Here is a 15,189-nt window from a genome sequence, read left to right as displayed (position 1 = left end):
CTCCTTATTTGATGACGACTGTGTAGTCTGTATTTTCTGTAATTAAGCGCTCGGCTCGTTCTAAATCTTGAGCATTTTTAAAGGAAATTTGTAGAATCCCGTGAATATCCTCACGGTTTTCCTCGTTGATGTGGATGTTAACCAAGGAAGTTCCACGTAGCAATTCCAAAATTCGCAAGATGACATCCTCTTCATCAGGAACGTCGACATAAAGGTCGTAAGAGCTATCCACACCACCACGCTTATGGATTTCCATGGCCTGACGTTGCTCACGGGCTTGGTTGAAAAAGTTCCAGATCTGCTCTTCATCTCCCTTGCTGATGGCTTGTCCAACCTCATCTAGGCGCTCCTTGAAATCCGCAATTCGATCTAGAATAGTCTCACGATTGGACAAGAGAATAGAAGTCCACATACCTGGCTCGCTTTCCGCAATGCGAGTCATATCTCGAAAACCACCCGCCGCAAAGCACCTTGCCATCTCATGTTCTTGAGCATAAACTGCCGTCTGCTCCATAAGGCTGGAAGCCAGAATATGAGGAAAATGGCTAATCTGAGAAGTAACTCGATCATGCTCCTTGGCATCAATCTCGATAAAACGAGCATGAAGACCTGAAAGCAGATCTTTCATCTCCTCAAGTGTGTCAGGACTTGTCAGGCTCGAAGGTGTAAAGATATAGTAGGCATTTTCAAAGAGATTGACATCCGCAGAGGCAGCCCCTGTTTTGTGGCTACCAGCCATAGGATGAGCCCCGACAAAGCGAACCATCTTGCCAGCCAAATACTGCTCCGCCGCATCCACAATGTCTGACTTGGTCGAACCGGCATCCGAGATAATGACGCCTTCTTTCAAATCTAAATCTGCCAGCTCCTTAATAAAAGCAATGGTCTGTTTGATTGGCAAGGTCAGGATGATGACATCTGCTAGGGGAGCGAAACTGGCAAAATCATCCGTCGCACGGTCTATCATGCCTTTTTTCAAGGCAATATCTCTCGAAGCCTGACTGCGATTATAACCTAAAATTTCATAATCAGGATGATCGCGCTTGATACCGAGTGCCATCGAAGCACCAATCAAACCGAGACCTGCGATATAGATTGTTTTTGCCATAAGGACTCCTTAATAGTTCTTTGTATAGTCTCGGTGTTTAGCTACCGCTTCTTTTAATTCCTCAAGATTATCTGATGAGAATTTTTCAAGGATTTCTTGCGCCAGAACCGTTGCCACAACAGCTTCCATGACTACCCCAGCTGCTGGAAGGGCGGTCGGATCACTTCTCTCCACAGTTGCCTTGTAAGGTTCATGCGTCTCGATATCCACACTCATCAATGGTTTATAAAGAGTAGGAATGGGTTTCATAACACCACGAACAACGATGGGTTGCCCATTGGTCATACCACCTTCGAAACCACCTAGATTATTGGTACGGCGAGTATAACCATCTTCTTTAGACCAGAGAATTTCGTCCATAACTTGACTTCCTTTGCGGTAACCAGCTTCAAATCCAAGACCAAATTCCACCCCTTTAAAGGCATTGATAGAGACAACTGCTTGGGCCAATCGCGCATCCAATTTTCTGTCCCATTGGACATAGGAACCGAGACCAACTGGAACACCTCCGACGACTGTCTCCACAACCCCACCGATGGTATCACCGTCACGCTTGATTTGGTCAATATAGTCCTTGATTTCTTGTTCTCGTTCTTGGTTGACAATAGAAACTTCAGACTGGGCAGCTCGTTGCTTGATTTCAGCCACTGTCAGATTTTCAGGTACATCGATTTCCTTGCCACCAAAGACTACGACATGATTAGCAATCTCCATATCCAGCTCAGCCAAGAGGCGTTTAGCTACTGCTCCTACTGCAACTCGCATGGTGGTTTCACGAGCTGATGAGCGCTCCAAAGAATTTCGCAAATCATCAAAACGGTACTTGATCCCCCCAACTAAATCGGCATGACCTGGACGTGGATGGGTGATTTTTCGCTTACTTTTAAGGCGGTCTTCAATGTCCTCAGCAGACATGATATCCAACCATTTTTGGTGGTCTTTATTGATAACATCCATGGTAATGGGAGCACCTGTCGTTTTCCCGTGGCGAACGCCCGAAGTAAAGACAACCTGGTCACTCTCAATCTTCATACGACCACCACGACCGTAGCCACCCTGACGACGTTTCAGATCCTCATTGATGTCCTCTACTGTTAAAGGAAGGCCCGCTGGAATTCCTTCAATAATAGCCGTCAAACGGGGGCCGTGTGATTCTCCTGCAGTTAAATATCTCATACGTTCTCCTTATTTTACCAAGTAGTCTTTCATCTCTTCCAGAGAAACTGGGTGAATGGTCGCTGAACCAAGCTCTGGTACCAAGACCAATTTCAAGGTATTCCCACGCGCCTTCTTGTCATGAGTAAGAGCTTGATAAAGGTTGTCTACATCCCAGTTTTCGTACTCAACAGGCAAACCAAACTTCTGGCACATATCTTTGATAGATTGGGTCATTCCTTCTGGCATAAGGCCTTTTTTCTCAGCAACCTTGGAAATCTGCACCATTCCCATGGCCACAGCCTCACCATGCATAACCTTGCCATAACCGGCAGTCGCTTCGATAGCATGACCAATAGTGTGCCCAAAATTTAGGTAAAGGCGAACACCATTGTCCAACTCATCCTCAACCACCATCTTGCGCTTCACCTGACAAGAATGTTCAATCAAAGTCTCTGCATGTTCCAGAATGCTCTCTACAGAACCATCTAGCTCCGTCAAGAGAGCCCACAGTTTTGGATCCTCAATCAAGCCGTACTTGATAACCTCACCCATCCCTTCAATCAACTCTCTTTTTCCGAGTGTTTCAAGGACAAGCGGGTCAATCAGAACCCCATCTGGTTGGGCAAAAGTCCCCACCATATTCTTAGCAAATGGAGTGTTAACGCCTGTCTTACCACCGATAGAAGAATCAACCTGAGCTGTCAGACTGGTCGGTATCTGAACAAAGTGAATGCCCCGCATATAGGTAGAGGCTACGAAACCAGCCAGGTCCCCAACAACACCACCGCCAAGAGCCACAATCCCATCGCTACGAGTCAGTCCTTGCTTGACTAGGAATTTATAGACTTTCTGAACAGTTGTTAAATTCTTTCTTTCTTCGCCTTCTAAGAAATCAAAAACGGCTACCTGAAAACCAGTATCTTCTAGGCTGAGCTTGACCTTCTCTGCATAGAGAGAAGCTACATGGTTATCTGTCACAATGACTACTTTTTGTGGTTGCCAAAGTTCTCGCAACCATTGACCAGCCTGGGCCAGACAACCTTTTTCAATCTGAATATCATAAGGATGATGCGGAATATCGATTCTGATTTTCATAGTAGGGTCTCCTTTTTTATTGGTATTTTTCTGTTAAGGACTGCCAAATCTGATCTGTCGGCATTTCCTTGTCTGTCCACAGTTGAAAGGCTTCAGCAGCTTGATAGAGCAACATCCCCAGACCATTGACAGCTGGATTGCCCTGACTTCTAGCCCATTTCAAAAATGGCGTCTCAAAGGGTTGGTAAATGATATCTGCAACCAAGAGATTCTCTGGTAAATTGATGCTTTCTGGAACTGGGAACGACTGGCCATCCATCCCAACACTAGTAGCATTGACTAATAAGTCCGACTCGGCAATCCTTGCTTGCAGTTTAGAAACATCTTCTAAAGCATACAAGTCCACTTTAAAGCCTGTTTGCTTCTGTAACTTGTCCAGATAAGGTCTTGTTTTTTCCATGGAAACTGAACGAACAAAGACTGAAATCTGACTGGCGCCATCCAAAATAGCCTGAGCCAAAATGGACTTAGCCGCACCACCTGCTCCCAGAATGGTCATTTTCTTATCCGAGATTGCAAAAGAAGGCAAGCTCTTAAAAAATCCCTTGCCATCTGTATTATATCCAATTAACGTTCCGTCTTGATTAACAACTGTGTTGACCGCCCCAATCAAACGAGCCTCATCACTCAACTCATCCAGATAAGGAATCACTTGCTCCTTGTAAGGCATGGACAGGTTGATGCCAAACATCTGATAACGGCGAATATTGGCGATTGTTTCTGCCAGATCACCCGCTTCAATCTCCCAAGCTACATAGACACCATTGGTAGCTGTCGCCTCAAAGGCCTTATTATGGATGAAGGGTGAAATAGAGTGTTTGATGGGATTTGCAACAACAGCTGCCATACGTGTATAGCCATCAAGCCTCATCCAAAATCTCCCTGATTTTTTTCATACTTGATAGGGAAATCTGACCCGGCGCACTGACTGCATCCATACTAGCAAAAGACCAGCTGGAACCTGTTACATCTGAAGTGATACGAGAAACCTTGCCAATTTTCCCCATGGAAATAGTCACGTACTCTTGCTCAGGATTGAGTGTCTTGAAACCTCGCGTATAGTTCATCAGATCCAAAACATCCTGAGCTGTATTTGCCATTACCGATACCTTCACTACTTTTGGAGTAAAGCTGGTCAATTCAGACAAGATTTCCATCATGTTTTCAGGTGTTTCTTGGAAATTGTGATAACTCAAGACCAGATTTGGAAAATCCAACATCTCCTCAAAAACATCCTTGTGGCTAAAATACTCAAAATCCACATAGTCTGGTTGGTAGAGTTGGGTCACTTCCTTGATGATTTGAACATACTCTTCTGAGGAAAGTTCAATTTCTCCTCCCTCAGCGCGAGTCCGAAGGGTAAAGACCAGTTCGCGTCCTGCAAATTTTTCAAAGATAGCAGGTGCTACCTGTAAAATAGCGTCCTTTGCAAGAAAGTCCGCACGCCATTCGATGATATCGGCATCTTCATACCTTGTGGCATCCAGTTCTTGAGCTTCCTCTAAACTTCTTGGCATTACTGAAACGACTAATTTCATCTACTAACCTTCATACTAATCACCTTGAGGTAATTACTGCTTTCATCTTTTTTATTATAGGCAAAGTCTGCTGGAAGTCCGTATTGGTTCAAGACCTGATACCTTCTTCCTGCAAAACCTTTATCAATTTGTTCTGTAAATTTCTGGCGGGAAACATTGGCAGCATTGGTACTGGCAATGATAATGCCTCCCGGATTTAAAATCTCTAGACTCTGGGAAATCAACTTGTGATAGTCCTTAGCTACAGAGAATGTTTGTTTTTTATTGCGGGCAAAGCTCGGCGGATCAAGGACAATCACATCGTAGGTCAAACCTTTTCGCTTGGCATACTTAAAGTATTCAAAGACATCCATAACGATAAAGCGATGATTGTCTAGGCTGAGTCCATTTGCCTGAAAATGGGCTTCTGACAACTCTCTGGACCGTTTGGCCAAGTCGACAGAAGTCGTCTCACTCGCACCTCCCATGGCTGCAGCAACAGAAAAAGCAGCCGTATAGGAAAACATATTGAGCAAGGATTTGCCCATGGCTAGACCGTCAACCAGACTCCCACGAACCTCATGCTGGTCTAGGAAAATCCCTGTCATCAAGCCATCATTCATAAAGACTTGATAGAGTACCCCATTCTCAAGAACAGTAAAGTAATCTGGCGCTTCCTCACCATAAACATAGGCAGACTCGTAGTCTAGACCTTTAAAACGAATCTTCTCATAGGCCCCCAAGACGTCAGAAAAAACTTCCTTAAAAGCCTTTACTATCAGCTCACGAATCTGGTAAACAAAGGAGTTGTACCACGAAAAGACAGCATAATCTCCATAGAGATCAATAGTCAGACCACCAAAACCATCCCCCTCTTGGTTAAAAAGGCGAAAGGCAGTAGTCAAGTCATCTTGATAATAAGGCTTTCTAGCTTCCTTGGCCTTACGAAACAGAATTTCAAAAAAGGCTTGATTGAAACGAACCTTTTCCTTGCTGATGAACCAGCCGATTCCCTTGTTCTGCTGAGAAAGATAGGCGCTCCCTAAAAACTTTCCATCTTGACTAAGAACTTCTACTGCCTGATCCGTCAGATCAATATCTCTTAAATCACTTGCTTCCAAAAGAACTAGACCCTTAGCTAGCTTTTTTTCAACACGTCTGCTGACCCTAATTCTATTCATAGCTACTATTATAGCAAATTTTGTGACAATTCTCAAAAAAGAAACCGTTTAACCATTTGTACTTTAGTTTACTGAGTGTCATTTTTGTTAAAAAAAGTTTACTCAATTTACTTTTTCACCAAAACATCCTTTCCCTTGCAATAGAAGGAGGGCGAGTAATCTCTAAAAATAGACAATTTCAGAAATGAGTATAGAATCTTGCGCAAACGTTTGCCTAGTTCTAAACTTTATGGTAGAATAAAACACAACATTGATAAGCAAGAGGAAAAACAATGCAAAATCAGACACTTATGCAATACTTTGAGTGGTATCTGCCCCACGACGGACAACACTGGACGCGTCTGGCTGAAGATGCTCAACACCTAGCAAACCTTGGTATCAGCCATGTCTGGATGCCACCTGCCTTCAAGGCAACCAACGAAAAAGATGTAGGCTATGGTGTTTACGATCTTTTTGACCTAGGTGAATTTAACCAAAAAGGGACTGTCCGCACCAAGTATGGGTTTAAAGAAGACTACCTTCAAACGATTCAGACTCTCAAGGAGCATGGAATCCAACCTATGGCCGATGTGGTGCTCAATCACAAGGCTGCCGCTGATCACATGGAAGCCTTTCAGGTTATTGAAGTGGACCCTGAGGACCGTACAGTTCAACTAAGTGAGCCCTTTACTATCAACGGATGGACCCACTTCACCTTCGATGGTCGCCAAGACACCTACAATGACTTCCACTGGCACTGGTACCACTTCACAGGTACAGACTACGATGCCAAACGCCGTAAGTCTGGCATTTACCTGATCCAGGGGGACAACAAGGGCTGGGCCAACGAGGAATTGGTTGATAACGAAAACGGTAACTACGACTATCTTATGTATGCCGACCTAGACTTTAAGCACCCTGAAGTCATCCAAAACATCTATGACTGGGCTGACTGGTTCATGGAAACGACTGGTGTGGCGGGATTCCGCTTGGATGCCGTTAAACACATCGACTCCTTCTTTATGGGCAATTTCATCCGTGATATGAAAGAAAAATATGGTCAGGATTTCTACGTTTTTGGGGAATTTTGGAATCCAGATAAAGAAGCCAATCTAGACTATCTCGAGAAAACAGAAGAACGTTTTGACCTTGTCGATGTTCGCCTCCACCAGAATCTCTTTGAAGCTAGTAATGCTGGAGCAAGTTACGACCTTCGTACTATTTTTACCGATAGCTTGGTTGAACTCAAGCCTGATAAGGCTGTAACCTTCGTTGACAACCACGATACCCAAAGAGGTCAAGCCCTTGAGTCTACTGTTGAAGAATGGTTCAAGCCAGCAGCCTATGCCCTTATTCTATTACGCCAAGATGGGCTTCCGTGTGTCTTTTACGGAGACTATTACGGTATTTCAGGGCGATATGCACAACAAGATTTCAGAGAAGTTCTTGACCGTCTCCTAGCCATCCGAAAAAACTTGGCCTATGGAGAGCAAACAAACTACTTTGACGATGCCAACTGTATCGGATGGGTACGTTCAGGTGCTGAACATCAATCTCCAATCGCTGTCCTCATCTCAAATGACCAAGAAAACAGCAAATCTATGTTTGTCGGGCAAGAATGGGCTGACCAAACCTTTATTGACCTCCTTGAAAATCATCCAGCACAAGTTACAATCAATGCTGACGGTTATGGAGAATTTCCGGTCTCAGCTAGATCCGTCAGTGTCTGGGCAACAAAATAAACCTATCAGTTACAAGTCAAATCCAACCGGATTTGGCTTTTTTGTATGCACAAAAAGACCTACCCAAATGGATAGATCTTTGCTTGATTACAATTTACCTGCTACTGCATCCAAGAGTTCTTGGATTTTCGCTTGGTTGCTTCCTCCTGCCATGGCCATGTCTGGTTTACCACCACCACGTCCATCGACGATTGGAGCCAATTCTTTAACCAAGTTACCCGCGTGAATGTCTTTGGTCTTGCTTGCAACAAGGATATTGACCTTGTCACCGATAGCGGCAACTAGGACAAGCAAGTCAGAGTAGTCTTTTTGTTTCCAGTTATCCGCAAAGGTACGAAGGGCACCTGCATCTGATACAGAAACTTGGCTAGCGATAAAGCTGTGGCCGTTAACTTCCTTCACATCCTTGAATACATCACCTGCGGCTGCTGCTGCGGCTTTTTCCTTCAATTCTGCATTTTCTTTTTGAAGTTGGCGAAGTTGCTCTTGAAGTCCTTCCACCTTGTGAGGTACTTCCTTGAGTTGAGGTGCTTTCAAGGTTGCTGCTACTGCTTTCAAAGCGTCTTCTTGTTCACGGTAGGCTTCAAAGGCTTCTTTACCAGTCACTGCCAAGATACGGCGAGTTCCTGATCCGATTCCTTCTTCTTTGACAATCTTGAAGAGACCAATTTCAGAAGTGTTGCCAACGTGGGTACCACCACAGAGCTCGATAGAGTAGTCACCAATGGTCACAACACGAACTTCTTTACCGTATTTCTCACCAAAGAGGGCCATAGCTCCCATTTCTTTAGCAGTGTCAATATCTGTCTCAACAGTTTCTACAGCAATTGCTTCCCAGATTTTTTCGTTGACTTGCTGTTCAATCGCACGCAATTCTTCAGGAGTTACGGCTTGGAAATGCGTGAAGTCAAAGCGAAGGAATTCTACTTCGTTCAGAGATCCTGCTTGTGTCGCATGGTGGCCAAGGATATTGTGAAGGGCGGCATGGAGCAAGTGAGTTGCCGTGTGGTTTTTCATGACACGGTGACGACGATTGCTGTCGATGGCCAATGTGTATTCTTGGTTCAAAGCAAGTGGTGCAAGAACTTCAACAGTATGAAGAGCTTGTCCATTTGGTGCTTTTTGAACATCTGTCACAGTGGCAACAAGGTTTCCTGCAGCATTCAAGATTTGTCCGTGGTCTGCAACCTGTCCACCCATTTCAGCGTAGAATGGTGTCTCTGCAAAAATAAGAGAGGCAGTCCCTTCTGAAACAGCTTCTACTTCAGCATTGTCCGCTACGATAGCGACCAATTTAGAAGACAATTGACTGGCATTGTAGTTAAAGTGACTTTCCACTGTAATGTTTTGAAGGGTTTCGTTTTGCATTCCCATTGAGCCGCCTTTGACAGCTGACGCACGCGCACGTTCTTGCTGCTCTTTCATGGCTGCTTCAAATCCTTCACGGTCGACAGTCATACCAGCTTCTTCAGCGATTTCTTCTGTCAATTCCACTGGGAATCCGTACGTATCGTATAGTTTAAAGACATCCTGCCCAGTAATCACTGATTGACCTTTTTCTTTCAAATCAGCCACAATCGTTTCAGCAAAGTGTTGACCTGAATGAAGGGTACGTGCAAATGACTCTTCCTCGCTCTTCACGATTTTCTCAATAAAGTCACGTTTTTCAAGCACTTCTGGGTAGTAGCTTTCCATGATTTTTCCAACAGTTGGAACGAGTTTGTAAAGGAAAGGCTCGTTGATGCCCAATTTTTGACCGTGCATAGAAGCACGACGAAGGAGACGACGAAGGACATAGCCACGACCTTCATTTCCTGGAAGGGCACCATCCCCGATGGCAAATGAAAGAGAACGGATGTGGTCAGCAATGACCTTGAAGCTCATGTTATCACCATCTTGGTCGTAGACCTTGCCAGACAATTTCTCCACTTCACGAATGATTGGCATGAAGAGGTCTGTTTCAAAGTTGGTCTTAGCCCCTTGGATAACTGCCACCAAACGCTCCAAACCAGCACCCGTATCAATATTCTTGTGTGGCAATTCCTTGTACTCACTACGAGGAACAGCAGGGTCGGCGTTAAATTGTGACAATACAATGTTCCAGATTTCGATGTAACGATCGTTTTCGATATCTTCTGCAAGCAAACGAACACCGATATTTTCTGGATCAAAGGCTTCTCCACGGTCAAAGAAGATCTCAGTATCTGGTCCAGAAGGTCCAGCACCGATTTCCCAGAAATTGTCTTCGATTGGGATCAAGTGGCTTGGATCCACCCCTACTTCAATCCAGCGGTTGTAAGAATCTTTATCATCTGGATAGTAAGTCATGTAGAGTTTTTCAGCTGGGAAGTCAAACCACTCAGGGCTTGTCAAGAGTTCATAGGCCCAAGTGATGGCTTCGTCACGGAAGTAATCACCGATAGAGAAGTTCCCCAACATTTCAAACATGGTATGGTGGCGAGCCGTTTTTCCGACATTTTCGATGTCGTTGGTACGGATGGCTTTTTGCGCATTGGTAATACGCGGATTTTCAGGGATAATCGTCCCGTCAAAATATTTCTTAAGGGTTGCTACCCCAGAGTTGATCCACAAAAGAGTTGGGTCATTTACAGGAACCAAGCTCACTGATGGTTCTACTGAGTGACCTTTGGTCGCCCAGAAATCAAGCCACATTTGGCGTACTTGTGCACTAGATAGTTGTTTCATAATATCTCCTTATTTACTTGTTTAATTTGATTGGCTTTCCAGCATCTCCACATAGTCAATCGCGACACAGAGGGAAATGACCAGGTCTGCATAAGAGTCTTCATAGACGGTTACGGTGTAAGTTGAGGTCAAATGGAAAATCTCTTTCCGAATCTCGGCGACAAGCTGATCACGATCATCTAGCAATTTGAAATTTAAATCCCAGATATTGCCCTCGATACGAAGTCCCAGATTATCAAACTCATACTTATCCCGCCAAAAGGTCAACTTCTTACGAATAACGAAATTTGAACCGTTTCGTAGCTGAATAGTAAAGCGAGGAAGTAAGGTGAAAAATTCTTTACTAATCTCACTAACTTGTTCACCATAGGCGTCATAGATGGTAAAGGTCTTAGGAATTTGAAAGAAAGAGCCCTCCACCTGATAGTTCACTACTCCTCTATCATCCTTGATATCGAAGCGTTCGCCCCCAAGACGAAACTTTTGTTTCACGAGAAATGTCTTCATAAACACCTCCAAAAATCAAAAGACAAGCTCACATCACGAAGGGCGAAAAACCGCGGTACCACCTTCATTCAATGAACTTGTCATTCTCTTATTCTTATGCAATTGTTAGATTGAGTAGCATGACTTCCTATCTTAGATGGCTCGCAGCACCGCCATTTCTCTGGGCTAAGACAACTGAAAATCAATTCTCAACTTTCTTATTATATCGTTTTTTTAAGTCTGCGTCAACTGGAAAAACCGACAATAAACCATCACTCCTACTTCCGATACATCTTAAATTGTAAGAAGAGGTCGCTGTATTTTCCTGTCCATTTATGGTCAAACTTTTCATAAACTTCTAGGTGTTTCATTGTATCAGCGTCTGGATAGAAAGACTTGTCTTCTTTGGTCTCCTCTGGGAGCATTTCTTTAGCTGATAGATTTGGTGTTGCATAGCCCACATACTCCGCATTTTTCAGAGCATTTTCAGGTTTCAACATAAAATTGATAAAGGCATAAGCTGCATCTTGGTTTTTCACGGTTTTTGGAATGACCATGTTATCAAACCAGAGATTGCTGGCCTCAGTCGGAACGACATACTTGAGGTTAGGATTTTTCTCCAACATCTGGCTGGCTTCCCCAGAGAAGGTCACCCCAATAGCAGCATTGTTCTGAATCATGTAACCTTTCATCTCGTCCGCCACAATGGCCTTGATATTTGGAGTCAGTTTGTAGAGTTTGTCTACCGTTTCCTCCAACTGCTGAGGATCCTTTGAGTTGAGGCTGTAACCGAGCGAGTTAAGCCCGAGTCCCAGTACTTCACGCGCCCCATCAAAGAGCATAATGGAATCCTTATACTCTGGCTTCCAGAGATCATCCCAATGCTCAGGAGCCTCATCTACCATGGTTTCATTGTAGACAATTCCCAAGGTACCCCAGAAATAAGGAATGGAGAATTTATTGCCCGGATCAAAAGACTGGTTAAGGAACTCTGGTCCGATATTTTCGATTCCTTCAATTTTTGAATAATCAAGTGGAACCAAGAGGTCCTCGTCCTTCATCTTGTTGATCATGTACTCACTTGGAATGGCAATATCGTAAGTTGTTCCCCCTTGCTTGATTTTCGTGTACATGGCTTCGTTAGAGTCAAAGGTTTCGTACTGGACTTGGATCCCTGTTTCTTCGGTGAATTGCTCCAAGAGTTCGGGATCAATGTAGTCCCCCCAGTTGTAGATAACCAGTTTTTGACTATCTCGACTGTTGATTTTACTATCTAGATGATGAGAAATTCCCCACAAAACGAGGATAATGGCTGCAATTCCTGCTAAAAATGAATAGAGTTTTTTCATGCTTGCTCCTCCTTCTCACGTGAGATAAAGTAATAACCTACAACTAGGATAATACTAAAGAGAAAGACGAGTGCAGACAGGGCATTGATCTCTAACGAAATCCCCTTGCGAGCGCGAGAGTAAATCTCGACTGACAGGGTTGAAAAGCCATTTCCCGTTACAAAGAAGGTCACGGCAAAGTCATCCAGCGAATAGGTAAAGGCCATGAAATAACCTGCGATGATAGACGGTGTTAGATATGGCAACATAATTTCCTTGAACATCTGAAACTGGCTGGCACCAAGGTCATAAGCCGCGTGGATCATATCTCCGTTCATTTCCTTGAGACGAGGCAAGACCATCAAGACCACAATTGGGATGGAGAAGGCCACGTGACTGGAAAGAACTGTCAGAAAACCAAGTGAAAACTTAAGCTGTGTAAAGAGAATCAAGAAGCTGGCACCAATCATAACATCAGGAGCAACCATGAGGATATTATTAAGTGATAGAAAGGCTTCTTGGTATTTCTTACGAGACTGATAGATGTAGATGGCTCCAAAAGTTCCAATCACTGTCGCAATCAAGGCTGATAGAAAGGCCAAGAAGAAGGTTTGGGTGAGGATCAACATGAGACGACCGTCACCAAACATGGTTTTAAAATGGCTCAAGCTAAAACCAGTAAAGCTGTTCATATCATCACCAGCATTAAAGGCATAGCCAATCAAGTAAAAAATTGGCAAATATAGGATGATAAAAACAAAGGCTAGGTAGAGATTGGCAAATTTTTTCATCGTTCTCTCCTTTCCTTGGTCACCCACATGGTGAGAAACATGGTCAGGATAAGAATCACACCGATGGTTGAACCCATACCGTAGTTGTCATTGGTCAGGAAGTTCTGCTCAATGGCTGTCCCCAAGGTGATGACACGATTTCCACCAATCAAACGTGTCAGCATGAAGAGGCTCAAGCTGGGGATAAAGACAGACTGAACCCCACTTCGCACACCATTCATAGATAGAGGGAAGATGACATGGCGGAAGGTTTCCCACTTGGTTGCACCGAGATCATAGCTGGCATTGATAAGATTGTTATCCATATCATCCAAGACATTGAAGATTGGCAAAATCATAAATGGAAGCTCGATGTAGCTTGCGACAAAAATAAAGGAGAAATCCGTAAAGAGCAACTGTTGCGAACCGATTCCGATGAATTCCAAGAATTGGTTAATAGAGCCATTTTGACCAAAAATCCCGATAAAGGCATAGGCCTTAAGGAGCAGGTTAATCCATGTCGGTAGGATAATCAGCATGAGCCAGAGTTGACGGTGCTTAAGACGGGTCAAAAAGAGGGCTGTCGGATAACTGATGAGCAGTGTTACCAAGGTCACAATTCCTGCATAAAGCACAGAGTTGAAGCTCATTTTGAGATAGGTCAAGTTTTGTGACGCAAAGTAGGATTTATAATTTTCTAAACTAAACTGCCCTTCAATGTTGAAAAAGGATTGTCCAAAAATCAAGACCAAGGGTGCGAGAACAAAGAGGGCAATCCAAAGCATGTAGGGCACTACAAAGAGTTTAGAGGTTGTTTTCTTCATCTCTTTCCTCCTCGATCGCGTTAATCAGACCTGCTTCTTGCTCTTCGATTTCTACGTACTCCTCGATACGAGCATCGAATTCTTCTTCGGTTTCGTTGAGACGCATGATGTGGATATCTTCTGGTTCAAAGTCCAGACCAATTTCCTCACCCACAATGGCCTTACGAGTCGAGTGAATCATCCATTCATTTCCGAGTTCGTCATAGGCGATGATCTCATAGTGAACTCCACGGAAAAGCTGGGTATCAACCTTGACTTGGAGCTTGCCTTCTTCAGGAAGGGTAATGCGCAAGTCCTCTGGACGAATGACAACCTCAACAGGTTCATTTGGCTTCATCCCTCCATCAACCGCTTCAAAGCGTTTGCCATTGAACTCGACCAAGTAGTCCTCAATCATGGTTCCTGGCAAGATGTTGGACTCGCCGATAAAGGTGGCAACAAAGTGGTTAATCGGTTCATCGTAGATATCCACAGGCGTTCCCGACTGGACAATCTCGCCATCGTTCATAACAAAAATCCAGTCACTCATGGCGAGAGCTTCTTCCTGATCGTGAGTGACAAAGACAAAGGTAATCCCCAATCGTTGTTGCAATTCACGCAGTTCGTACTGCATGTCTGTTCGCAATTTCAAGTCCAGCGCTGACAAGGGCTCATCCAACAAAACCACACGAGGTTGGTTGATAATGGCACGGGCAATGGCTACACGCTGACGTTGTCCTCCAGAGAGTTTACGGATGGAACGTTTTTCATACCCTTCCAACTGAACCATCTTGAGAACTTCCGCTACGCGTTGTTCGATTTCTTTCTTGTCGATTTTACGCAAGCGGAGTGGAAAGGCAACATTTTCAAACACATTCATATGTGGAAATAAGGCATAGGATTGAAAGACGGTATGAACGTCTCGCTTGTTGGTTGGGATATCATTGATCCGCACCCCATCCAGTAAAATATCCCCTGTCGTCGCATCCAGTAAACCTGCAATGATATTCAGAATGGTTGATTTCCCCGAACCTGATGCGCCTAGTAGGGTATAGAACTTTCCTTCTTCCAACTCAAAGTTAATGTCTTTGAGAACCTTGGTGTTGCTGTCTTCAAAAACTTTAGAGACGTTTTTGAATTCAATAATTGGTTTTTTCAATTGGCATAAATTCCTTCTTTTTCATAAATTAACAGATCAGGGCTCTGTCAGGCCGCTACTACCTCTTGCAGGGAGTAAAACCACCTGCATACATCTTCGCTACCGATAGGCTTTCACCCCCTTTCCATTGACATAGCAGCAGCTATTCTGGCGAAAC

13 protein-coding genes are annotated in these 15,189 nt (G+C 44.1%); 1 reads left to right on the top strand and 12 read right to left on the bottom strand.

The genetic code is table 11. From position 1 onward, the window contains the following. Positions 1-4: 4 nt before the first annotated feature. Genes HT680_RS02475 through HT680_RS02450 form a run of 6 tightly spaced genes read right to left on the bottom strand, consistent with a single transcriptional unit; the run spans position 5 to position 6,059 of the window. Positions 5-1,108: a prephenate dehydrogenase gene (locus HT680_RS02475; RefSeq protein WP_173257970.1), complete on the bottom strand. Its 1,104-nt coding sequence runs from the start codon at positions 1,106-1,108 to the stop codon at positions 5-7. Between the two features lie 9 nt (positions 1,109-1,117). Then, positions 1,118-2,284, bottom strand: a complete 1,167-nt coding sequence (gene aroC / locus HT680_RS02470; RefSeq protein ID WP_173257968.1) for a chorismate synthase — start codon at positions 2,282-2,284, stop codon at positions 1,118-1,120. A gap of 9 nt (positions 2,285-2,293) precedes the next feature. After that, entirely contained in the window at positions 2,294-3,361 is a 1,068-nt protein-coding gene (aroB, locus tag HT680_RS02465; protein ID WP_173257966.1) for a 3-dehydroquinate synthase, read from the bottom strand. A 16-nt stretch (positions 3,362-3,377) separates the two neighbouring features. After that, on the bottom strand, positions 3,378-4,232 hold the full coding sequence (locus HT680_RS02460) for a shikimate dehydrogenase (protein WP_173257964.1): 855 nt from the start codon (positions 4,230-4,232) through the stop codon (positions 3,378-3,380). Continuing rightward, complete coding sequence (gene aroD, locus HT680_RS02455) at positions 4,222-4,899, bottom strand: type I 3-dehydroquinate dehydratase (RefSeq protein WP_173257962.1); 678 nt, start codon at positions 4,897-4,899, stop codon at positions 4,222-4,224. The genes HT680_RS02460 and aroD overlap by 11 nt, the downstream gene beginning before the upstream one ends. Beyond that, positions 4,896-6,059 (bottom strand): class I SAM-dependent rRNA methyltransferase, encoded by a 1,164-nt coding sequence (locus tag HT680_RS02450; protein WP_173257960.1) that lies wholly within the window; start codon positions 6,057-6,059, stop codon positions 4,896-4,898. Before HT680_RS02450 ends, aroD begins: the two co-directional genes overlap by 4 nt. Before the next feature lie 272 nt (positions 6,060-6,331). Between HT680_RS02450 and HT680_RS02445 the strand changes: the two genes are divergently transcribed. Continuing rightward, entirely contained in the window at positions 6,332-7,780 is a 1,449-nt protein-coding gene (locus HT680_RS02445) for an alpha-amylase (protein ID WP_173257958.1), read from the top strand. Positions 7,781-7,867: 87 nt separating this feature from the next. Here HT680_RS02445 and alaS read toward each other — a convergent pair whose 3' ends face one another. The 6 genes from alaS to HT680_RS02415 all read right to left on the bottom strand — a co-directional run bounded on the left by alaS (position 7,868) and on the right by HT680_RS02415 (position 15,032). Further along, positions 7,868-10,486: an alanine--tRNA ligase gene (gene alaS / locus HT680_RS02440; RefSeq protein ID WP_173257956.1), complete on the bottom strand. Its 2,619-nt coding sequence runs from the start codon at positions 10,484-10,486 to the stop codon at positions 7,868-7,870. Between the two features lie 21 nt (positions 10,487-10,507). Beyond that, positions 10,508-10,993, bottom strand: a complete 486-nt coding sequence (locus HT680_RS02435) for an LURP-one-related family protein (RefSeq protein WP_000847086.1) — start codon at positions 10,991-10,993, stop codon at positions 10,508-10,510. A gap of 257 nt (positions 10,994-11,250) precedes the next feature. Continuing rightward, positions 11,251-12,321, bottom strand: coding sequence for an ABC transporter substrate-binding protein (locus HT680_RS02430; protein WP_173257954.1), 1,071 nt, complete (start codon positions 12,319-12,321; stop codon positions 11,251-11,253). Then, a complete protein-coding gene (locus tag HT680_RS02425) occupies positions 12,318-13,091 on the bottom strand; it encodes an ABC transporter permease (protein WP_000712719.1) in 774 nt (257 codons plus the stop codon). The genes HT680_RS02430 and HT680_RS02425 overlap by 4 nt, the downstream gene beginning before the upstream one ends. Next, positions 13,088-13,894 (bottom strand): ABC transporter permease, encoded by an 807-nt coding sequence (locus HT680_RS02420; protein WP_000754115.1) that lies wholly within the window; start codon positions 13,892-13,894, stop codon positions 13,088-13,090. Before HT680_RS02420 ends, HT680_RS02425 begins: the two co-directional genes overlap by 4 nt. Then, on the bottom strand, positions 13,875-15,032 hold the full coding sequence (locus tag HT680_RS02415; protein WP_000742901.1) for an ABC transporter ATP-binding protein: 1,158 nt from the start codon (positions 15,030-15,032) through the stop codon (positions 13,875-13,877). Before HT680_RS02415 ends, HT680_RS02420 begins: the two co-directional genes overlap by 20 nt. Positions 15,033-15,189 lie beyond the last annotated feature (157 nt).

The organism is Streptococcus sp. 5905, assembly GCF_013276505.1.
Lineage (GTDB): Bacteria > Bacillota > Bacilli > Lactobacillales > Streptococcaceae > Streptococcus.
This window is presented reverse-complemented; position numbering and strand designations above follow the sequence as displayed.

Coding starts and splice junctions, on each gene's coding strand:
- HT680_RS02475 (WP_173257970.1), bottom strand. CDS start 1,108: ATGGCAAAAACAATCTATATCGCAGGTCTCGGTTTGATTGGTGCTTCG.
- aroC (WP_173257968.1), bottom strand. CDS start 2,284: ATGAGATATTTAACTGCAGGAGAATCACACGGCCCCCGTTTGACGGCT.
- aroB (WP_173257966.1), bottom strand. CDS start 3,361: ATGAAAATCAGAATCGATATTCCGCATCATCCTTATGATATTCAGATT.
- HT680_RS02460 (WP_173257964.1), bottom strand. CDS start 4,232: ATGAGGCTTGATGGCTATACACGTATGGCAGCTGTTGTTGCAAATCCC.
- aroD (WP_173257962.1), bottom strand. CDS start 4,899: ATGAAATTAGTCGTTTCAGTAATGCCAAGAAGTTTAGAGGAAGCTCAA.
- HT680_RS02450 (WP_173257960.1), bottom strand. CDS start 6,059: ATGAATAGAATTAGGGTCAGCAGACGTGTTGAAAAAAAGCTAGCTAAG.
- HT680_RS02445 (WP_173257958.1), top strand. CDS start 6,332: ATGCAAAATCAGACACTTATGCAATACTTTGAGTGGTATCTGCCCCAC.
- alaS (WP_173257956.1), bottom strand. CDS start 10,486: ATGAAACAACTATCTAGTGCACAAGTACGCCAAATGTGGCTTGATTTC.
- HT680_RS02435 (WP_000847086.1), bottom strand. CDS start 10,993: ATGAAGACATTTCTCGTGAAACAAAAGTTTCGTCTTGGGGGCGAACGC.
- HT680_RS02430 (WP_173257954.1), bottom strand. CDS start 12,321: ATGAAAAAACTCTATTCATTTTTAGCAGGAATTGCAGCCATTATCCTC.
- HT680_RS02425 (WP_000712719.1), bottom strand. CDS start 13,091: ATGAAAAAATTTGCCAATCTCTACCTAGCCTTTGTTTTTATCATCCTA.
- HT680_RS02420 (WP_000754115.1), bottom strand. CDS start 13,894: ATGAAGAAAACAACCTCTAAACTCTTTGTAGTGCCCTACATGCTTTGG.